We start from the raw sequence: 19798 nt of genomic DNA, 5'->3' as shown, positions 1-19798 counted from the left end.
TCAGCCACCGCCGAGCGCCCTGCGGGCGAGCTCGCGGACCCCGGCGCGGATGCGGGACCAGTCGTAGCCCTCGGCGCGCAACGCGGTGTTGAGGTCGGCGTCCACCGCGGCCAGGAGCAGGTGCGCGAGGTGGTCGGGGTCGGCCGTGTCCGCGCAGAGGAACGCGAGGTGCCGGTGCCAGAACCGGTAGGCACCGATGCGGTAGCGCGCGCCGGGTGACGCGGTCTCGGAGAGCCGCACCAGCTCGAGGTGGTCGGCGAGGTAGGTGGCGTAGGCGTCGAGGAAGGCGACGGCACGCTCGGGTGCCGGCGCGCCCGGTCCGAGCGGCGGGGCTCCGGAGAGCACGGCGCGCTGCAGCTTCCGCTCACGTTCGTCCAGCAGGGCCGCGACGAGGCCCGACTTGTCGCCGAACCGCCGGAACACGGTGCCCTTGCCCACTCCGGCGGCCCGCGCCACCGCGTCGACGGTCACCGCGTCGGCGCCGTGCTCGGCGAACAGGCGCGCGGCCGCCTCCAGCACCCGCAGCCGGTTTCGCGCGGCGTCCGCGCGTTCCCTGGGCGGGCCACTCGCCGGGGGTGGCAGGTCCTCGGTCATGGCCGGAGCGTACTAGACAACCGGACCACAGTCCGATTACCGTCACCCCGGTAAGCGGACCGTAGTCCGGATAGGGAGAGGGACATGACCGAACTGATCAGCCGGGACGCTCTGCGGGCCCGGATCGAGGCGGGCACGGTGACGGTCGTCGACGCGCTCGGCGGCGGCCACTACGAGCAGCAGCACCTGCCCGGGGCGGTGGCACTGACCGAGGACGAGGTGGCGAACCGGGCGGCGGAGCTGCTGCCCGACCGGGCCGCCACGATCGCCGTCTACTGCTCCAACGCCGCGTGCGGCAACAGCCAGGCCGTGGCCACGAGGCTGGAGCGGCTCGGATACACGCGGGTCCTGAAGTACCGGGAGGGCATCCAGGACTGGGCCGGCGCGGGGCTTCCCGTCGAGTCCGGCATGCCCGCGTGACGGCTGGGCCGGGCCGCCGCCGCGCGGCCCGGCTCAGCGCGCGCGCCCGGTCCAGCGCAGGATGCCGAACGCGACCACGCCGAGCACCGCGCCCCACAACGCGTTCGTCACCAGCATGGCGATCATGCCCGCCCCGGGCACGAGTCGGGCGTCCTCGAACAACGGTTGCGCGGCCAGGTTCAGCAACACCGCCAGCACGGCGTAACCCACCCCGGCGAGGGTGAGGGTCAGCACGGGCTGGGCGGGCCGCGCCCACACCACCGCCCCGACCCAGACGACCGCGATCACCGCGGTCGCCGCCAGCGGGCTCCACGGCTTGCCCAGCGCGTCCAGGACTCCGGCCATGCTCAGCAGCGGCCGGAGGAGACCGAATGCCGCCAGTGCGACGACGAGCTTCCACGACATGACGACGACGCTATGGGGGACACGCGGTGATGTCGTCCGTCGCGAGGCGACTCCTGCCGACAACTCCGGACGTAAGGGACCACTAGGCTGCGCCGGCAGAGGAGGAAGGATCTTCGACGATGGCCGTGCGCGAGCTGCGCTACTTCGGCGACCCGGTGCTCAAGAGCCCAGCCGACCCGGTGACCCGGTTCGACAAGTCCCTGGAATCACTGGTCACCGATCTGCTGGACACGGTGGACGCACCGGGCAGGGCGGGTCTCGCCGCCCCGCAGATCGGGGTGAGCCTGCGGGTGTTCAGCTACCGCGTCGGTGACCGGGTCGGCTACGTGGTGAACCCCGAGATCGTGGAGCTGTCCGAGGAGACCCACGAGATCGACGAGGGCTGCCTGTCCGTGCCGGAACTGTGGTTCCCCACCCGGCGCGCCAAACACACCGTGGTGCGGGGCGTGGACGTGCGGAACGAGCCGGTGACCGTGGCCGGGGACGATGTCCTCGCCCAGTGTCTGCAGCACGAGACCGACCACCTCGACGGCGTCCTCTATCTCGACCGGCTGACCGCCGACCGCAAGCGCACGGCGTTGCGGGAGGCCCGGCAGCGCGACTGGTTCTGGTCCCGCCGGTAACCGGACGGCACTCACCCTCCGGGAGACCGGAACACACGCAGCGTCATCACCTAATCCGCCGTTCGGCGCAATTGCCGTCCCACGTTCGGCCGCAATGCGCAGTCGATCTGTGTTCAAAACCACCTCGGCCGTGACTTCTCTGTTGCCGTTTCGTAACCTGGCCGGGCCTTCCGGTCGACCGGCGCCTCCCCCGACACACGGCGCCGGGAGACCCTCCCCCGAGGATGGTGTGAATTCGCATGCCCGGTCGACATCGACTGAAGAAGAAGACGCCGTCATGGCGAAAACCGACAGCAATGGGATCGAGTGCCGCGGGCCTGCTGGTGTTCACGATGTGGATCACCGGCGGACTGGGCCAGCTCGAGGAGAACGGTGGCACCGCCGTCGCGGCCCTGGGAATCGACTCGGCCACCACTCCGAGCCCGACAACGACCCGCCCCACGACCACGACCAAGGCTCCGGCCAGCACCACCAAGCCCCGGCCGACCACCACGACGACGGTGGCACCCGAGACCACCAAGCAGGCGGTCCGCAAGCCGGCGCCGAAACCGAGCCCCAAACCCACCCCTCCGCCACCACCGCCGCCGGAATCCTGCTCCACGGCGCTCGACGGCACCGAGCCGCATGTCGCGCAGGTCGGCAACCACCTGCTGGGTAAGTTCGCGGTGGACTCCGTCATCGGCCGCGCCAGCCGTTCCGGCGCGAGCGACCACCCGTCCGGGCTCGCCCTCGACTTCATGGTCGACACGGCGACCGGCGACGCGCTCGCCGAGTACGTGCTGGCGCACCAGTCGGAGTTCGCGGTGAGCTACGTGATCTGGCGCCAGCGGTACAACGACGGTGGTGGCTGGTCGATGATGGAGGACCGCGGCAGCGCCACCGCCAACCACTACGACCACGTGCACGTCTCGTTCGAGGCGGGCGGCGACGTGGACGTGGCCTGCTGACGCGCCGTCAGAGCGGCAACCGCAGGCCGCCGTCGCCGCCCGGGACCGCGGCGAGGCCCGCCCGGACCGCCGTCCGGTGGACCCCGTCGTGGCCGGGCAGGCAGTTCGCCACGAGCTGCCGGTGCCCCAGGGCGACAGCGAGGGCGGCCAGCCGCCGCAGCAGGGCGGTGCCGACGCCGTTGCGCTGCCACGCGTCCTCCACCAGCAGGGAGAGCTCGGCGACGCCGGGCTCCGCGGTGGGAATGAGCTGGCCGATCCCCAGCACGTCCCGCCCGCAGACGGCCAGCAGGCTCCGCCCCCTCGGCGGCACGAGCAGCCGGTGCAGGCGGCGACGCGGGATCGAGCGCGTGCCGGTGTGGTACCGCTCGAACAGCGTCGCCGCCGAGCACCTGCCGTGCAGCGCGAGCACCGCGTCCGCGTCGGCGGGCCGACCCTCGCGCAGCACGATCGTGGCGCCGTCCGCGCACGTGGCCACAGCGGGCCGGGACAGATCGGCGCGCACCGCGTCGAGCAGTGCCAGCAGCGCGCCGGCCCTGGCGAGCTCGAGCTGGGCGAACGGAGCCCAGTTGCGGCGGGCCACGAGCACCCGCCCGTCCGGGGCGGGGAGCACCGTCCGGTGCCCACCCTCGTCCCGGCCCGGGTTGCCCTCCTCGGCGGGGACCACCGTCACGATGTCCGCGGCCAGCACCGCCCGCACCGCGTCGGCCAGCCCCGCCGGGTCGGCGACCGCACGCCGCGCGGCGGCGAGGCTGGCGGCGGCGACATCGACGAGCTCGTGCACGTCGGCGTCGGTGATGCCGAGGCACTCGCAGTCCTCGGTGCGGATCGCCTCGGCGAGCAGGTCGCGGGTGAGGCCGGTCGCGGGCCGGACGACGATCTCGTCCAGCACGCCGCCGGGGATCGGCAGCACGGTCAGCCCGAGAATGTTGCATTCCAGGTCGGCGAGCCTGATCGCGATCCGGGCGAGTGCGCCGGGCCGGTCGGCCAGCCGGACCCGCAGCCGCCACGGGACCACGGCGGCGTCCTCCCTTGCCGATCCCAGCCATGACCCGGGATGTTCCGGAAGCGGCGCCTGGTGAGCACGGAGAATGTCCATATCGCCACGGTCGCGGACCGTTGTTGCCGGTCGGCGGCGTCCGTGTTTCGCCCTTGTCAGAAGCCGTCAGAAACTGCTCCGGAACGCTGAGCCGGGTGACCGGGCACGGCGCCGGAGCATCCGGTAGCGTCCTGCCGAGGCCACGTATTACTCGCCAGTAACCAGGGAGGTCCGTTCCGTGAACGACGCCGTGAGCACCGCCGACCTCGTCGACGAGCATGGTGCGCAGCTGCGGGTGTGCGACACCCAGTTCCGGCAGTTCGGCGCCGTGCACGCCTTCTCCGGCCGGATCCGCACGATCTCGTGCTACGAGGACAACGGGCTCGTCAAGGAACTGCTGAACTCCCCCGGCGAGGGCCGTGTCCTCGTGGTGGACGGCCGCGGCTCGTTACGCACCGCCCTCACCGGCGACCTGATCGCCAAGGCCGCGGCCGACAACGGCTGGGCGGGCCTGGTGCTCAACGGCGCGGTCCGCGACAGTGCGATGCTCGCCACGCTCCCGCTGGGCATCAAGGCGCTCGGCACCAACCCACGGAAGAGCGCCAAGGCGGGCGCCGGGGCGGTGGACGTCCCGGTCGGCTTCGGGGGAGTCACCTTCACTCCCGGCGACCAGCTGTACGCCGACGACGACGGCGTGGTGCTGCTCCCTTCCGGCTCCTGATCGCGAGTCCCCGTCCCCGCACGCGAGTGCCCCGTCTCCGCTCACGAGTTCCGCGGCCGAGGTCGCGGAACCGCACACGCGGGGGACGCGATCCCGGACCTGGCGATCCTGGTCGCAGCACTCGCGATCCCGGACGCAGCACTCGCGATCCCAGGCGCAACACTCCCGGTCCCGGGCGCAGCACTCACGATCCCAGACTCAACACTCCCGGTCCCGGGCGCAGCATTCGCGATCCTGGGCGCAGCACTCGGCGGCCCGGGCCGGGCGAAACGGCGTTGCTTCCCCACAAGCCGTTCCCGCCCGGCCGGCACGCTCACCGGGTGGCGAGCCGCATCAGCGCCCACAGTTGTCCCGCCGCGTCCTCGTCGGCGCCGTCGTAGGTCACCGAGCCGGGTACGTTCCGGCCCCACAACCACAGGTAGACGTCATGCGGTCGGCCCGTCACCGTCACGCCGGCCCGCTCGGCCTCCGCCTCGGAGCATCGCCACGCGACGGTCTCCGTGGGCCCAGCCCTGGCAATCCACGTGTGCCCGCCGGACCGGACCGCCACCTGGCCGTCGCGGGTGCCGGTGAGACCGATCAGCGGCAGCCGGTGGCCGAACCACAGGGCCAGCGCCTCGTCGATGCCGTCGATCGCGATGTCGTCGGCGACCACCGTGGGCGTGAGCCCGGCGGCGTCCTGTACGTCGACCCGGTGCACGACCGTCTCGTGGGCCATGCGCCGGTACCAGAACCCGTAGGTGCGGTCGGCGGGCCACCAGGTCGGCGCCGGGTCGCCGGGATCGTGCGCGGCGAGCACCCCGGCCAGTTCGGCGAACCCGGAACGGAAGAAGTGTTCCACCGACTCCCCGGCACGCGGCTCCCGCTGCCATTCCCGCGGGCGCTGCCCGCCGCGCAACCAGGCCACGACGAGCCGGTAGACACTGCCGACGTGCCGGAGCACCTCGCCGACCGTCCATCCAGGACACATCCGGACCGGCACCGGCAGGGCCGCGTCGTGCACGACCCCGGCGAGCAGCTCCACCTCCGCTTCCAGCGCCTCGAACAGCCTGCCGTGATCGATCAGGGCCTGTCCCCGCATCATCTCGCCCGTGGCTTCCGCACGCGAGGCCGTGCATCGCACCGGGTGACCGGCCGGGCAGGCTCGGCGCCGTGCACCACCCGGCGGGCGACCACGAGGAACTCACCCGTCCTGCGGTGCAGCTCCCGGGCCGAGTCCTCGGTGACCGCACGGGTGACGCCCGCCTGCGCCGCCGCGCGCTTCGCCGAGTTGGCGGCGAAGTAGGCGGCCCACTCCCCCAGCTCGGGCGCCGCCGACTCCAGCAGGGTCCACACGCTCTCCGGGCGGGCCCTGCCCCGGTGCGGGCGGCCCCGCGCGGCGAGCACCGCCGCGGCGGCCCGCAACGCCGACAGGTACGCGGAGACGAACCTGCCCACGGGATCGCTCTCCCGGCCCGCCTCGGTGAAGCCGTGCCTGGCCTGCGCGAGCAGGGACACCGCGGACGGTGCGACCGGCGGCCGCACCCGGATCGGCAGCTCCGGTTGCACCGGTCCACGGTCCGGGCCCGCCACCGGATCCCGCGCCGGACCGTGGGCCGGGTCCTGGACTGAGCCACTGTGCGACGCGAACGCGATCGCCATTGGCCCACCTCCCTCATCTCGTGCTCGTGGCGGAGCGGCAGGTTCCCTGGCGGCGCCCGGGGCGCAGGTGCTTCCCCCACCTGCGCCCCGGAACACCGGACCGGGGAGCGCTCCACCGGAGTCGAACGTATGTTCGACACGCTCAGATTAGCTCCAGCGGGCCGGGCACTCAAGTGCGGGCGGGGCGATCTGCGTCGCACCCGCCGGGCGATCCGTGATCTCATAGCGCTATGAGCTCCCTCGACCATCCCGTGATCGCCAAGGTCGCCGCGGCGCTCCACGAGGCCGGGCACGACGAGGCGGCCGAGCGGATCCGCATCCTCCCCGCCGAGGTCCGCACCGCGCGGCACGCCGCGGAGGCCCTGGGCGTCGACGTCGGCGCGATCGCCAACAGCCTCGTCTTCCGCGCGGTGTTCCCGGACGCTCCCGACGCTCCGCTGCTGGCCCTGACCTCGGGCGCGCACCGCGCGGACACCCGCACCCTGGCCGCGCTGGCCGGTGCGGAGCGCGTGGACAAGGCCGATCCGGACTTCGTGAAGGAGCACACCGGGCAGGTCATCGGCGGCGTCGCCCCGGTCGGCCACCCCAGCCCGATCCGCACCTTCGTGGACACCGCACTGCGCCGGTACGACGAGGTGTGGGCCGCCGCGGGGCACGCGAAGTCGGTGTTCCCCTCGACGTTCGACGGGCTCGTCGCGCTCACCGGGGGCCAGCCCGCCGACGTCTCCGCGCCGCACGGGCGGGAATCATCGGCGTGACGGCGATGTCCCGTTCCACCCGCTACGCGCGGCTGTCCGCCGACGAGTTCCGGACGCGGCTGTCCGAGGCGCTCGACCTCTACGTCGCCGCCATGAACTATCCGGCGGGCACCGCGGAGCAGCGCGCGCCGATGTGGCTCACCCACGCCCTGCGCGACGGCTGGCGCTGCGTGGCCGCCCTCGACACCGACGACGCGCTGCTGGGACTCGCGTACGGCTACCGGGGCAGTCCCGGGCAGTGGTGGCACGAGCAGGTACGGCGCGGGCTGGCCGGGACCGAGGGGGAGGCGGCCGTCCGGCACTGGCTCGACGACTACTTCGAGCTCACCGAGATCCACGTCCGGCCGGACCGGCAGGGCCGCGGCACCGGCGAGGACCTGCTGCGCAGGCTGCTGGCCGACGTGCCGCAGCGGCACGTCCTGCTGTCCACGCCGGAGGGACCGAGCCGGGCCTGGCGGCTCTACCGCAGGCTCGGGTTCACCGACGTGCTGCGGCACTACCGGTTCGCGGGCGATCCACGGCCGTTCGCGATCCTGGGCCGCGCGCTGCCGCTCGACTGATCCGCCGCGCGTGCGGGAGTTCTCGCGAAGAATCCCGCCCGGAATGGGCGAGTCCGGAACGACGGACCCCGTCCCGTCCGTTCGTGGGGACATGGACTTCACCGAGCCCGTGCCCGACATCCCGGTGTACCGGGGCCCGGCCCGGCTGTGCGTGGCGGTCGAGCAGCGCTCGCTGCTCGTGGTGGCGGGCCTGCCCGGAGCGGGCAAGAGCACCCTGTTGCGCGACGTCGTGGCCACCTCGCCGGTCGCGGTGCTCGACACCGACCAGATCCGCGCCCGGCTGCGCACGATGTTCCCCGCCAGCACGCCCTACGCCTGGTACCGGCCGCTCGTGCACCTGTTGCAGAACCTGCGGCTGGTGCTGACGGCCCTGGTCGCGCCGGGCCCCGTCGTGGTGCACGACCCGGCGACGGGCGGCATCCGGCGCGCGGCGTTCGTGGTGCTGGGCATGGTGACCGGACGCACCAGGCACCTGCTGTGGATCGACTGCACCGTCGGCGAGGCGCTCGCCGGGCAGCGCGTGCGCGGCCGGGTGCTGACCAGCCGGTCGTTCTCGCGGCACGCGCACAACGCGCCCCGGATGCGGGCGCGGCTGCTGGCGGGCCGGATGCCCCGGGGCTGGCACACCGCCGGCCTGCGGCCGAGGCCCGACGCGCGGCGCGGACTGCGGGTGGAGGTCGCGGGACCGGGTGCCGCCGCCGGGACGGGACGGCACCCGGCAGGCCGTCAGCCCCGGCGCCGGTAGCTCACCGCGAGCGAGCCGGCGAGCAGCACGGCTCCGCACCATCCCGCCACCCCCAGCCGGTCACCGAGCAGCAGCACGGCGAGCAGGGTGGCCGTCAGCGGTTCGAGGAGGGCCGACAGCGCGGCGAGCACCGGGCGTGCCGTCCGCAGGCCGCGGAAGTACGCCGTGTACGCCAGCGCGGTCGGAACGGCACCCAGGTAGCCGACGAGCGCGAGCACGTCGAGCCGCGACGGCAACGACATCCCCGCCCAGAGCGCGAGCGGGAGCAGCAGCAACCCGCCTGCCAGCAGGCCGAACGCCGTGGTGCGCAACGGATCCAGCCCCTTGACGGGACGCCGGGTGGCCATCGTCAGCGTCGCGAACCCCGCGCCCGCGGCGAGCGCGAACGCGAGCCCGCCGAACAGCCGCAGCCGGTCGGGTGTCCCGTCCGGGGACCCGGTGAGCAGCGCCAGGCCCAGCAGCGCGATCGCGACCGAGCACAGGGTCGCGCCCGCCGGGCGCCGCCGTTCGGCGACCGCCTCGGCGACGGCCACGAAGACCGGGACACTGCCGATGGTGGTCATGGTCGCGACGCTCACCGACGTGAGCAGGACCGCCGCGAAGTAGCACGCCTGGAAGGCGGCCAGCAGCGCGCCGGCGACCAGCAGGCGCCGCAGGACGGCGCGGGTGCGCGGGAAGGCCCGCAGGCCTCCCGCGCACCCCAGGAACAGCACGGTGAACGCGCCACCGAGCAGCAGCCGGTACGCCGCGACGGCCAGGGGGTGCAGGCTCGCGGCGTCGCCGAGGAGGGACCCGGTGAGGCCGCCGGTGCCCCAGAGGACGCCTGCGGTGAGGAGACTGAAAGACCCGGCGCGGGCCCGCGTGCCCGCGCTCGACACGGTCGTGGACATGAGGAAACGCTCCAACGTCGAAGGAATGAGGAGCCCGTTCGCGCGGCCGCGCGAAAACGGGCGGGAACTCGACGACGCGGGGCGTCAGCGGATCGCTGATCCGGAAAGCCTGGTGGACCGCCCCCAAGGCCACCTTGGTTGCGGGAATCGAACGCAGCGTCTCCGTTCAGGCGGTGCTGGGAGACGGGCGGGTGCAACCAAGGTGGCCTTGGGGGACGATTCGGCACAAAGGAGCCGTGCGGCGGTCAGCGCCGCACGGCGGGCCACGCCCCGCTCAGGAGCGCGGCGGCGGGGTGCTGCGGAAGACCCGGTGCATGCCGGTCAGCATAGCGCAGCGGCGAGGCAGTGAGGGCCACCTTGACCGCGTCCAACGCAGTCAAGGTGGCCTTCACTGCCCGTGCGGGTCAGGAGAGGGTGGCGAGCTGTTCGCGGAGGGTGTCGAGGCCCATGCCGCCCATCTTCAGCGCCCTGGTGTGGAAGTCCTTCAGGTCGAAGGCGGCCCCGAGGCGCTGGCGGGCGTCCTCGCGCGCGGCGAGCCACAGCCGCTCCCCCAGCTTGTACGCGGGCGCCTGGCCCGGCCAGCCGAGGTAGCGGTCGATCTCGTCGTACACGTGGTCGGCGTCGGTGATCGTCCGCGTGAGCATGAACTCCAGGCCGAGGTCGGGGGTCCACCGCTCACCCTCGTGGAAGCCGGTGCCCCGCGGGATCTCCAGCTCCAGGTGCATGCCGATGTCCACGACCACCCGCGCGGCCCGGAACAGGTGCGCGTCGAGCATGCCGAGCAGGTCGCCGTCGTCGGACAGGAAACCGAGGTCCTGCATCAGCCGCTCGGCGTAGAGCGCCCAGCCCTCCGCGTGTCCCGAGGTGAACGCCATCATGCGCTGGAACCGGTTCAGCGAGTCGGCCTGGTGCACCGCCGTCGCGATCTGCAGGTGATGCCCGGGCACACCCTCGTGGTAGACCGTGCTCACCTCCCGCCAGGTGGAGAACTCCTCCTTGCCCGCGGGCACGGACCACCACATGCGGCCGGGCCGGGAGAAATCCTCGTTGGGGGCGCTGTAGTAGGCGCCGACGCCGCCACCGGGCGGCGCGATCCGGCACTCCAGGGCCATCAGCGGGTCGGGGATCTCGAAGTGCGAGCCGCGCAGCGACCGCAGCGCGTCGTCGGACAGCCGCTGCATCCACTCCTCCAGCGCGCGCTGTCCGTGGACGCGGTACCGCTCGTCGGCGTCGAGCGCGGCCGCGGTTTCGGCCAGCGAGGCGCCCGGCCTGATCCGCTCGGCGACCTCCTTCGCCTCCCGCTCGACGCGCGCGAACTCCGCCCAGCCCCACTCGTACGCCTCGCGCAGGTCGAGCTCGGCGCCGACGAAGTAGCGGGACCACAGGCGGTAGACGTCCTCGCCGACGGCGTCCTTGGTGGGCGCCTCGGGAGCCAGCTCGGCGCGGAGGAACCCGGCCAGCTCGGCGTAGGCCTCCTGCGCGGAGGTGGCCGCGTGCTCCAGGTCGCGACGCAGCGTGTCCGGGATGTCCTTCGCCTGCTCCACCATGGTGGCGAAGAAGCCCGCGTCGCCGGACATCCCCGCCCACACCTCGGCCTGCTCGGCGACCTTGCTGATCTGCCGCAGCGCGGGGGCGCGCCCGGCACCGGCGGCGGTGAGCAGTGACGCCCGGACGCCGTCGAGCGCCTCGGGTACCCGTGCCAGGCGGGCGGCGATGGTCCGCCAGTGCTCGGCGGTCTCGGCGGGCATCAGGTCGAACACCATCCGCAGTTCCTGCACCGGGCTGGCGATCACGTTGAGAGCGCCGAGGTCGAGCCCGGCCTCGTGGATCTCCACGTCCAGCCCGACACGCTCGGTGAACACCGCCTTCGCCACCCGCTCGGCCTCGTCGGCCGGGGTGACGTCCGCGATCTCCCGCAGTGCCCGCTTCGCCAGCGCGGCCCGCGCCGCGTAGCCCTCCGGTGAGTAGTCCGTGACCTGGTCGTCGTGTCCGGCGACGCCTATCGCGGTCGCCATGATCGGGTCGGCGGCGGCATAGTCCTCGACGAACCGGTCGCAGATCCGATGCACGCCCTGTTGTGCAGCCTCGTAAGCCATGCGGGCACGCTACCCGCGGGCGGCCTCCACGGGCGCGCCGGTTTCCCGCGCGGTGAACGCCCGGGCGGGCGAGAGACCCAGCCGCCGCACCAGCTCCCGGGTCGCCTTCGACCGGTTGAACGTGTAGAAGTGCAGGTCCGGCACCCCTTCGGCGAGCAGCCGCGCGGCCAGTTCGGTGACGACGTCGAGGCCCTCGGCGCGGAAGGCCCTCGGGTCGTGCGCGAGCGGTTCCAGCCGGTCGAGCAGCCACCGCGGCGCCTCGGCCCCGGACAGCTCGATCGTCTTGTGCAACGTCCTCGGCGTGGTCAGCGGCATGATCCCGGGGAGGAGCAGGGCATCGCAGCCCGCGGCGGCCACTCGGTCGCGCAGCCGCAGGAAGTCCTCGGCCTCGAAGAACAGCTGCGCGATGCCGAAGTCCGCCCCGGCGCGGAACTTGCGGACCAGGTACGCCGTGTCGGTGTCCAGGTCGGGCGAGCGCGGGTGGCCGTACGGGAACGCGGAGACGCCGACGCAGAAGTCGCCGAGGGAGCGCACCAGCTCGACGAGCTCCTCGGCGTACCGCAGGCCCTCCGGGTGCGGCACCCACTCGCCGTACGGGTCGCCCGGCGGGTCACCGCGCAGCGCGAGGATGTTGCGCACGCCGACGGCCGCGTACCAGCCGATCACGTTGCGCAGCTCGGCCACGGAGTGGTCGACGGCCGTGAGGTGGGCCATCGGGACGAGCGTGGTCTCCGTGGCGACGCGGGCGATGTTGCGGATGGTGCCGTCGCGGCTCGACCCGCCCGCGCCGTAGGTGATCGAGAGGTAGGCCGGGTCGTACGGCTCCAGCTCGCGGATCGAGCGCCACAGCACGGCTTCGTCGGCGGTGTCCCGGGGCGGGAAGAACTCCACGGAGAAGGCCGGGGCGCGCCCCGTCAGCCGCTCCACCACCGACGTCATGGCCGCCATGCTAGTCACCGGTCCGCAATCCGGGACCGCGTCCCAGTTCCTGGGAACGGTGTCAGGAGACGTCGCGGACCCGGCCCCCGCGCTGCCGCCTGTGGCCGCCACCCGGACGATGGTGCTCATGAGCGAGCCGGAGCCGACCAGCGACCACGCGGACTACGACCGGGACCTCCCCGCGCACCTGGACCGCGCACTGGCCGGTTTCCTCGACCGCGCCGGAACGTCGATCCGCGCCACCGAGCCGGTGTTCGGGCCCGCCGTCGACGCCCTGCGCGACTTCGTGCTCGGCGGCGGCAAGCGGATGCGGCCCACGTTCGCGTGGTGGAGCTGGCGTGGCGCGGGCGGCGACCCGGACGGCCCGCGCGCGGCCGGGGTGCTGCACGCGGTCGCGAGCCTGGAGCTGATCCAGGCCTGTGCCCTGGTCCACGACGACGTGCTGGACTCGTCCGACTCCCGCCGCGGAGCCCCCACCGTGCACGTCGCCTTCGCCGCCCGGCACGCCGAGCACGGCTGGCTCGGCTCGCCGGCGTCGTTCGGGCTGGCCGCCGCCGTCCTGATCGGCGATCTGGCGCTGGCGTGGGCGGACGACATGTTCGCCGAGTCGCCGCTGCCCGCCGAGGTGCTCACCGCGGCGCGCCCCGCGTGGCGGGCGATGCGCACCGAGGTGCTGGCCGGGCAGTACCTCGACGTGCACACGCAGGCCACCGGGGACGCCTCGGTGGAGGCGGCGCTGCGGGTCGACCGGCTCAAGACCGCCGCCTACACCGTGCAGCGGCCGTTGCACCTGGGCGCCGCGCTCGCCGGTGCGGGCCCCGAGCTGATCGACCCGCTGATGTCCTTCGGCCGCGACCTCGGCGTCGCCTTCCAGCTGCGGGACGACCTGCTCGGGGTCTTCGGCGACCCGGAGGTGACCGGCAAGCCCGCGGGCGACGACCTGCGGGAGGGCAAGCGCACGGTGCTGCTCGCCCTCGGTCTCGAGCGGGCGCGGGAGCAGGGCCGCACGGCCGACCACGACGCGATCGCGGCCGCGATCGGCGATCCCGCCCTCACCGTGGCGCGAGTGGACCGGGTGCGGGAGGCGCTGACCGCCGTGGGGGCCGTGGCCGAGGTCGAGCGCCGCATCGGTGAGCTGAGGGACTCGGCGCTGGCGACGCTGCGCGCCGCGGGGCTCACCGGGCCGGCGACCGAGCGGCTGACCGAGCTCACGGTCAGGGCCACCCAGAGGACGTCCTGATGCGCACGGTGGGCGGCCGCACGGACCACGTGGTGGTGATCGGCGCCGGACTCGCCGGGCTCTCGGCGGCCCTGCACCTGCTCGGCGCGGGCCGCGAGGTGACCGTGCTGGAACGCGAGCCGCACGTGGGCGGCCGTGTGTCCACTGTGGACCGGAAAGGGTACTCGGTCGACACGGGCGCGACCGTGCTCACGATGCCCGAGCTGCTCGACGAGGCGTTCGCCGCCGTGGGCCGGTCCCGCGCCGAGGTGCTGCCGCTCGTCCCGCTCGACCCGGCGTATCTGGCGCACTTCGCCGACGGCAGCACGATCCGGCTGCGCACCGATCCCGCCGCGATGGAGGAGGAGATCCGCGCGGTGGCCGGGCCGCGGGACGCCGCGGGCTACCGCGCGCTCCGGGAGTGGCTGAGCGGCCTCTACGCCGTGCAGCGGGACCACTTCATCGGCGGCAACTTCGACTCCCCGCTCGACCTGGTGCGGCCGGAGCTGGCGCGGCTGGCCGCCCTCGGCGGGTTCGGCAGGCTCGGTCCCCGGATCGCCCGGTTCCTCCGGGACGACCGGCTGCGCAGGCTGTTCTCGTTCCAGTCGCTCTACGCCGGGCTGGAACCGGCCCGCGCCCTGGCGGCCTACGGCGTCATCGCGTACATGGACACGATCGGCGGCGTGTACTACCCGCCGGGCGGCATGGGCCGCGTCGCGCACGCGATGGCCGACGCCGCCCGCGCCGGGGGCGCGCGCGTCCGGCCGCGGACGAGGGCGGCATGGCTGGAGCGCGTGGGTGACCGGGTCCGCGCCGTGCGGACGGGCTCGGGCGAGCGGATCGCGTGCGACGCGGTCGTGCTGGCGACCGAGCTGAACACCGCCTACCGCCTGCTCGGCGCACGGCCCCGGCGACCGCTGCCGCCCCGGTACGCGCCGTCAGCCGTCGTGCTGCACGCCCACAGCGGCCGCACCTGGCCGCTGCTGGACCACCACACGATCTTCTTCGGCGACCGGTGGGAGCGGACCTTCGCCGAGATCGTCCGGCGGGGCTCGCTGATGAGCGACCCGTCCCTGCTGGTGACCAGGCCGACCGCGACCGACCCCACGCTCGCCCCCGCCGGGCGGCAGGTGCTTTCGGTGCTGGCCCCGGTGCCGAACCTGCGGGCGGCGGGCATCGACTGGGCACGGGTCGGCCCCGCCTATCGCGACGAGCTGCTGCGCACGCTGGCGAACCGCGGGCTCGGCGGCCTGCCCGGCGCGGTGGAGGTCACCGAGACGGTCACCCCGGCCGACTGGGCGGCGCGGGGACTCGCGGCGGGCACACCGTTCTCGCTCGCCCACACCCTTCCCCAGACGGGACCGTTCCGGCCGCGCAACCTCGTGCGGGCGGCGGGCAACGTGGTGCTCGCCGGCTGCGGCACCACGCCGGGCGTCGGGGTCCCGCCCGTGCTCGTCTCCGGCAGGCTCGCGGCGGCGAGGATCACCGGGCGGTGAGCATCGATGAGCGTCGCGCCCCCGCCGGGACCGATCTGCGCGGCGCCTACGCCGCCTGCAGGCGGATCAACGCCCGGCACGGCCGCACCTACTACCTCGCCACCCGGCTGCTGCCCGCCCACGCCCGCCCCGCCGTGCACGCCCTCTACGGCTTCGCCAGGCTGGTGGACGAGGCCGTCGACAACCCGCCGCGGGGCAGCGATCCCGAGGCCGAGCTCGCTCGGTACGCACGCCTGCTCGGGGCGGTCTTCGCCGGGCACGACCCCGGCGACCCGGTGTTCCGGGCGCTCGGTGACACGGTGCGCCGCTACGACCTCCCCCGGCCGCTGTTCGACGCGTTCCTGCGATCGATGCGGATGGACCTGCGGGTGCGCGAGTACGCCACGTTCGCGGACCTGCGCGAGTACACGCACGGCTCGGCGTGCGTGATCGGCCTGCAACTGCTCCCGGTGCTGGGCACGGTGGTGCCGCCGGACGAGGCCGCGCCGTACGCGGCGGCGCTCGGCGAGGCCTTCCAGCTCACGAACTTCCTGCGGGACGTCGGGGAGGACCTCGACCGCGGCCGCGTGTACCTGCCCGCCCGCGAGCTCGCCGCGTACGGGGTGGACCGGGACCTGTTGCGGCACGCCCGGCGGGCCGGGCGGAACGACCCGAGGATCCGCGCGGCGATCGCCGCCCTGGTGGCGCACACGAGGGCGGTCTACCGCAGGGCACGACCGGGAATCCCGCTGCTGCGCCCCGAGTCGCGGCCGTGCGTAGCGATCGCGGCCGCGCTGTACGAGGGCATCCTCGACGAGATCGTCGCGGTGGACTACGACGTGCTGCGCGGACGGGTGGTGGTGCCGCCCGCGCGGCGGTGGAAGGTCGCCGTCCGCGCCGCGTTGCGCGTTAGGGTTCAACCATGACCACAGCGAACCGACCGGTCCGGATCGGGCTCCAGCTACAGCCCCAGCACGCCGACTACGCGACCATCCGGCGCACGGCCGCCGAGGCGGAGGAGCTCGGCGTGGACATGGTGTTCAACTGGGACCACTTCTACCCGTTGTCCGGGGACCCCGACGGCAAGCACTTCGAGTGCTGGACGATGCTCGGCGCGTGGGCCGAGTCGACCTCCCGCGTGGAGATCGGCGCGCTCGTGACGTGCAACAGCTACCGCAACCCCGACCTGCTCGCCGACATGGCGCGCACGGTCGACCACATCAGCGGCGGCAGGCTCATCCTGGGCATCGGCGCAGGCTGGTTCGAGAAGGACTACGAGGAGTACGGCTACGAGTTCGGCACGGCGGGTGGCCGGATCGCCGATCTCGCCGACGCGCTGCCGCGCATCGAGAACCGGCTGGCCAAGCTGAACCCGCGGCCCACCCGCCGGATCCCCGTGCTGATCGGCGGTGGCGGCGAGAAGAAGACGCTGCGGCTGGCGGCACGGCACGCCGACATCTGGCACGGCTTCGGCGACCCGGAGGTGGCCGAGCGCAAGGTGCGGATCCTCGACCAGCACTGCGCCGACGTGGGCCGGAACCCGGCGGAGATCGAGCGCTCGGTCGGCGTCCAGGGCGACCCGGAGGACACCGGGCCGGAGCTGCTCGACCTCGGCGTCACGATGTTCACCGTCGGGGCTGGCGGCCCGGACTACGACCTGAGCACGCTGCGCAAGTGGATCGCGTGGCGCGATGCGCAGAACGGCTGATCTTCCTACCGGGCAGTAGCCAAGTCTTTCCCTCGGGTGTGGCACGCGCAACACTGACGGGATGACCGCTGGGACGGACAGCTTTCCACTGCGGGGACGCGAGCGGGAGCTCGGCATGCTCGCGGCGGCGGTCGAGGCCGCGCGGGCGGGCACCGGTGGGGCGCTCGTGGTGCTCGGGCAACCGGGCACGGGCAAGACGGCCCTGCTCGGGGAGGCCGTCCGCGCGCTCGGCGGGTTCCGGGTGCTGCGGGTGCGCGGCACCGCACCCGAGGCGGAGCTGCCACTGGCCGGGTTGCACCAGCTGGTGCGGCCGTTGACCGGATTCCTGTCCCGGCTGCCCGCCCCGCAGCGCGCGGCGCTGGACCGCGTGCTCGGACTCGGCGGCACCGGCGACGCCGATCCGCTCACCCTGCACGCGGCCGTGCTGCGGCTGCTCACCGTCTCGTCGGCCGCGAAGCCGGTGGTGTGCACGGTCGACGCGGCCGAGGACCTCGACCCCGCCTCGCTGGCCGCGCTGGCGTTCGCGGCCCGCCGGGCCGCCCCGGCGCGCGTCGCGGTGCTGTTCGCGGCCGACCGGAGCGGCCTCGGCGGCCGGACGGGCCTGCTGGCCGGCCTGCCGGACGTGCGGCTCGGCCCGCTCGACGACGAGACGGCCGCGCGGCTGCTCACCGACCGGCTCGGCACGGGCGTGCCTCCCGACGTGCGGGAGAGCATGCTGGAGCTGGCGTGCGGCAACCCGCTCGCGCTGGCGGAGCTGGCCCGCGCCGTGACGACCGACCAGCTGTGCGACCGTGCCGCCCCGCCCACCGCGCTGCCCGCCGACAGCGAGCTGGTGCGCACCGTGCGCAGGCGGCTCGCCGCCCTGTCCCGCGACGCCCGGCTGGCGGTGCTGCTGGCCGTCGTCGACGACCGGCTGTGCCCGGAGCTGGCCGCGCGCGCCGCCGACCACGCCGGTGCCGCACCGGACGCGCTCGGCGAGGCGGAGGCGGCCGGCCTGCTCGCCCTCTCCCCCGACGCCGTCACGCTGCCCGCCGACCTGGTGCCCGGCGCCGTGCGGGCCGCGGCCGCCAGGGCCGAGCTGCGCGCGGCCCACGAGCTGCTGGCCGCCGTCGCGACCGACGACTACCGCCGCACCTGGCACCGTGCCGCGCTCGCGACGGCCGCCGATCCCGGGCTCGCCGCCGAGCTGGACCGGCTCGCGGTCCGCGCCCGCCGGGTACGCGGCTACCGCGAGGCGGCCGCGGCGAGCGAACGGGCCGCGGCCCTGTCCCCGGACGGCGACGGCAGAGCGTTGCGGCTCGTCTCGGCCGCCGCGGACCACTGGATCGGGGGCAGTCCCCGGCGGGCGCGGACCCTGCTGCGCGGCGCGGCACCCCTCGCCCACGACGGTCTCGCCGGGCTGGCCTGCCTGCTCGACGGGGAGATCGAGCTGCGCAGGGGCCATCCCTCCGTCGCGGCGATCGGCCTGCTCAACACCGCGCGGCGGTTCGCGGACACGCACCGCGATGTCGCCATCAGCACGCTGATGCTCGCCGGAGAGGCCAACATGGTGGCGGGCGACGACGCCCGCTACTGCGCCATGGCCGGGGACGCCGCCCGGCTGCGTGACGCCGCGGACGAGCCCGCGACCCGGCTGGTGCTCGACCACTTCGCCGCCATGAGCGCGACGCTCAGCGGCAGGCACTGGGCGGCGGCCGACCCGTTGCGCCGGGTGGTCCGGCTCGCGGGCGAGACGGCGGATCCGTCCGCGCAGATCCTCGCCAGCCAGGCCGCCTACACCCTCGGCGAAGCGCCCGCGGCGCGGGACCTGGCGCAGCGGGCGGTGGCGTTCGCACGGGCCAGGGGCAACCCGGCACGGGTGCCGTGGGCGCTCATCTACGCGTCGATCTCGGCGCTGCTGACGGACCAGCACGCGGCGGCCCTGCACAGCTCCCTGGAGGGGCTGCGGCTGGCCGAGTCGCTGGGCCAGCCGAACTGCGTGATCGACCACCTCACGATCCTCGGCATGCACGCGGCGCTGCAGGGGGACGGCGCGACCGCGAAGCTGCGGCTGAACGCCGCCGCGGCGGGGCTCGCCGAACGCGGGCTGGGCAGGCCGAGCGCGTTCGCCGACTGGGCCGCCGCCTGCGCGGACCTCGCCGACGACCGGCCCGCCGACGCGCTCGACCGGTTCCGGCGGATGGCCACGAGCGGGACGTCCCGGTTCTCCGCGGTGCGGGTGATGGCCGTGCCGCACTTCGTCGAGGCGGCCGTGCGCTGCGGCAGGCGGGACCAGGCCCGGAGGGCGCTCGCCACCTACGAACGGTGGGCGAACTCCACCGGCGGCGACGCCCGGCGCGCGCTCGCCCACCGCTGTCACGCGCTGCTGGCCACGGACGAGCGGACCGCGGCCGAGCACTTCGGCGAGGCGATGGAGCTGCACCGCAGCGCGGGCGCGGTGTACGACCTGGCGAGCACGCAACTGCTGTACGCGCGGCGGTTGCGCCGCGAACGCGGCGTCCGGCAGGCGCGGGAACTGCTGCGCGAGGCCGTGCGGATCTTCACCGACCTCGACGCCGGGCACCGGGCAGGCCGGGCGCGCCAGGAGCTGCGCGCCTGCGGGCACCCCGTGCACGACGGCTCGCCGGTGCCGAGCGGGGAGCTGACGCCGCAGCAGGAGAAGATCGCCGCGCTGGTCGCGGCCGGCGCCACCAACCGCGAGGTCGCCGAGCAGCTGTTCATCAGCCACCGCACCGTCGACCACCACCTGCGCAACATCTTCACCAAGCTCGGCATCCGGTCCCGGGTGGAGCTGGCCCGCCGCTACCGCTGAACCGCGAGTCCCCCGCCCAGGCCCGCGAGTTCCGCGTTCCCGCACGCGAGTGCCGTGTCCGGCACTTTCCGCCGGCGCTCGGCGGGCGGGAACCGGCGATTTCACCGATGCGCCGCGACCGCGCGGCTCACCAGACTTCACGACTGTCCGTGACCACACGGATGCCCCCGGCGTTCCCCGGCCGGGTGGCGGACCCGACGAACCAGAGG

General features: G+C 74.4%; 20 protein-coding genes. 12 read left to right on the top strand and 8 right to left on the bottom strand.

Annotation, left to right across the window (positions count from 1 at the left end; genetic code table 11):
- On the bottom strand, positions 1-594 hold the full coding sequence (locus B0I33_RS09630; protein WP_106178191.1) for a TetR/AcrR family transcriptional regulator: 594 nt from the start codon (positions 592-594) through the stop codon (positions 1-3).
- Between the two features lie 84 nt (positions 595-678).
- On the opposite strand from B0I33_RS09630, the gene B0I33_RS09625 reads away from it, so the two are divergent.
- Positions 679-1014: a rhodanese-like domain-containing protein gene (locus tag B0I33_RS09625; RefSeq protein WP_106178190.1), complete on the top strand. Its 336-nt coding sequence runs from the start codon at positions 679-681 to the stop codon at positions 1012-1014.
- Between the two features lie 33 nt (positions 1015-1047).
- On the opposite strand, the gene B0I33_RS09620 is transcribed toward B0I33_RS09625, so the two are convergent.
- Positions 1048-1419 carry a hypothetical protein gene (locus B0I33_RS09620; RefSeq protein WP_106178189.1) on the bottom strand — a complete coding sequence of 124 codons (372 nt, stop codon included), beginning with the start codon at positions 1417-1419 and terminating at the stop codon, positions 1048-1050.
- Positions 1420-1538: 119 nt separating this feature from the next.
- Here B0I33_RS09620 and def point away from each other — a divergent pair, with 119 nt between their 5' ends.
- Both def and B0I33_RS09610 read left to right on the top strand, forming a co-directional pair.
- Entirely contained in the window at positions 1539-2042 is a 504-nt protein-coding gene (gene def, locus B0I33_RS09615; RefSeq protein WP_106178188.1) for a peptide deformylase, read from the top strand.
- 296 nt (positions 2043-2338) lie between these two features.
- Positions 2339-2989 carry a VldE C-terminal domain-containing protein gene (locus tag B0I33_RS09610; protein WP_245900521.1) on the top strand — a complete coding sequence of 217 codons (651 nt, stop codon included), beginning with the start codon at positions 2339-2341 and terminating at the stop codon, positions 2987-2989.
- 7 nt (positions 2990-2996) lie between these two features.
- Here the strand turns inward: B0I33_RS09610 and B0I33_RS09605 are convergent, their stop codons facing one another.
- Positions 2997-4085: a GNAT family N-acetyltransferase gene (locus B0I33_RS09605; RefSeq protein ID WP_425440458.1), complete on the bottom strand. Its 1089-nt coding sequence runs from the start codon at positions 4083-4085 to the stop codon at positions 2997-2999.
- A gap of 178 nt (positions 4086-4263) precedes the next feature.
- Between B0I33_RS09605 and rraA the strand changes: the two genes are divergently transcribed.
- On the top strand, positions 4264-4746 hold the full coding sequence (gene rraA / locus B0I33_RS09600; protein ID WP_106178186.1) for a ribonuclease E activity regulator RraA: 483 nt from the start codon (positions 4264-4266) through the stop codon (positions 4744-4746).
- Between the two features lie 313 nt (positions 4747-5059).
- Here rraA and B0I33_RS09595 read toward each other — a convergent pair whose 3' ends face one another.
- A complete protein-coding gene (locus tag B0I33_RS09595; protein WP_106178298.1) occupies positions 5060-5827 on the bottom strand; it encodes a maleylpyruvate isomerase family mycothiol-dependent enzyme in 768 nt (255 codons plus the stop codon).
- A complete protein-coding gene (locus B0I33_RS09590) occupies positions 5827-6387 on the bottom strand; it encodes an SAV_6107 family HEPN domain-containing protein (protein ID WP_181193231.1) in 561 nt (186 codons plus the stop codon). Before B0I33_RS09590 ends, B0I33_RS09595 begins: the two co-directional genes overlap by 1 nt.
- 230 nt (positions 6388-6617) lie before the next feature.
- Here B0I33_RS09590 and B0I33_RS09585 point away from each other — a divergent pair, with 230 nt between their 5' ends.
- From B0I33_RS09585 to B0I33_RS09575, 3 genes are all read left to right on the top strand, one after another.
- On the top strand, positions 6618-7145 hold the full coding sequence (locus B0I33_RS09585) for a YbaK/EbsC family protein (protein WP_106178185.1): 528 nt from the start codon (positions 6618-6620) through the stop codon (positions 7143-7145).
- 5 nt (positions 7146-7150) lie between these two features.
- Positions 7151-7705: a GNAT family N-acetyltransferase gene (locus tag B0I33_RS09580; RefSeq protein ID WP_425440457.1), complete on the top strand. Its 555-nt coding sequence runs from the start codon at positions 7151-7153 to the stop codon at positions 7703-7705.
- A 91-nt stretch (positions 7706-7796) separates the two neighbouring features.
- Positions 7797-8450: a P-loop nucleotide/nucleoside kinase family protein gene (locus tag B0I33_RS09575; RefSeq protein ID WP_106178183.1), complete on the top strand. Its 654-nt coding sequence runs from the start codon at positions 7797-7799 to the stop codon at positions 8448-8450.
- Here B0I33_RS09575 and B0I33_RS09570 read toward each other — a convergent pair.
- The 3 genes from B0I33_RS09570 to B0I33_RS09560 all read right to left on the bottom strand — a co-directional run bounded on the left by B0I33_RS09570 (position 8432) and on the right by B0I33_RS09560 (position 12375).
- Positions 8432-9340, bottom strand: a complete 909-nt coding sequence (locus tag B0I33_RS09570) for a DMT family transporter (RefSeq protein WP_106178182.1) — start codon at positions 9338-9340, stop codon at positions 8432-8434. The genes B0I33_RS09575 and B0I33_RS09570 overlap by 19 nt on opposite strands.
- A 404-nt stretch (positions 9341-9744) precedes the next feature.
- The gene (locus B0I33_RS09565) at positions 9745-11436 is read right to left on the bottom strand and encodes a DUF885 domain-containing protein (protein WP_106178181.1); all 1692 of its coding nucleotides are present in this window, start codon (positions 11434-11436) and stop codon (positions 9745-9747) included.
- A gap of 9 nt (positions 11437-11445) precedes the next feature.
- Complete coding sequence (locus B0I33_RS09560) at positions 11446-12375, bottom strand: methylenetetrahydrofolate reductase (RefSeq protein ID WP_106178296.1); 930 nt, start codon at positions 12373-12375, stop codon at positions 11446-11448.
- 127 nt (positions 12376-12502) lie between these two features.
- Between B0I33_RS09560 and B0I33_RS09555 the strand changes: the two genes are divergently transcribed.
- From B0I33_RS09555 to B0I33_RS09535, 5 genes are all read left to right on the top strand, one after another.
- Entirely contained in the window at positions 12503-13615 is a 1113-nt protein-coding gene (locus B0I33_RS09555) for a polyprenyl synthetase family protein (protein WP_106178295.1), read from the top strand.
- Complete coding sequence (gene crtI / locus B0I33_RS09550; protein WP_106178180.1) at positions 13615-15090, top strand: phytoene desaturase family protein; 1476 nt, start codon at positions 13615-13617, stop codon at positions 15088-15090. Before B0I33_RS09555 ends, crtI begins: the two co-directional genes overlap by 1 nt.
- Positions 15087-15995, top strand: coding sequence for a phytoene/squalene synthase family protein (locus B0I33_RS09545; protein ID WP_425440456.1), 909 nt, complete (start codon positions 15087-15089; stop codon positions 15993-15995). Before crtI ends, B0I33_RS09545 begins: the two co-directional genes overlap by 4 nt.
- Entirely contained in the window at positions 15992-16777 is a 786-nt protein-coding gene (locus B0I33_RS09540; protein WP_106178179.1) for an LLM class F420-dependent oxidoreductase, read from the top strand. The genes B0I33_RS09545 and B0I33_RS09540 overlap by 4 nt, the downstream gene beginning before the upstream one ends.
- A 61-nt stretch (positions 16778-16838) precedes the next feature.
- Positions 16839-19589: a helix-turn-helix transcriptional regulator gene (locus tag B0I33_RS09535; RefSeq protein ID WP_106178178.1), complete on the top strand. Its 2751-nt coding sequence runs from the start codon at positions 16839-16841 to the stop codon at positions 19587-19589.
- The last annotated feature ends 209 nt before the right edge of the window (positions 19590-19798 follow it).

Origin of the sequence: Prauserella shujinwangii, from assembly GCF_003001955.1 — a bacterium.
Taxonomy (GTDB): domain Bacteria; phylum Actinomycetota; class Actinomycetes; order Mycobacteriales; family Pseudonocardiaceae; genus Qaidamihabitans; species Qaidamihabitans shujinwangii.
The sequence above is the reverse complement of the archived record's forward strand: the minus strand, read 5'-3'. Positions and strand labels throughout refer to the sequence as shown.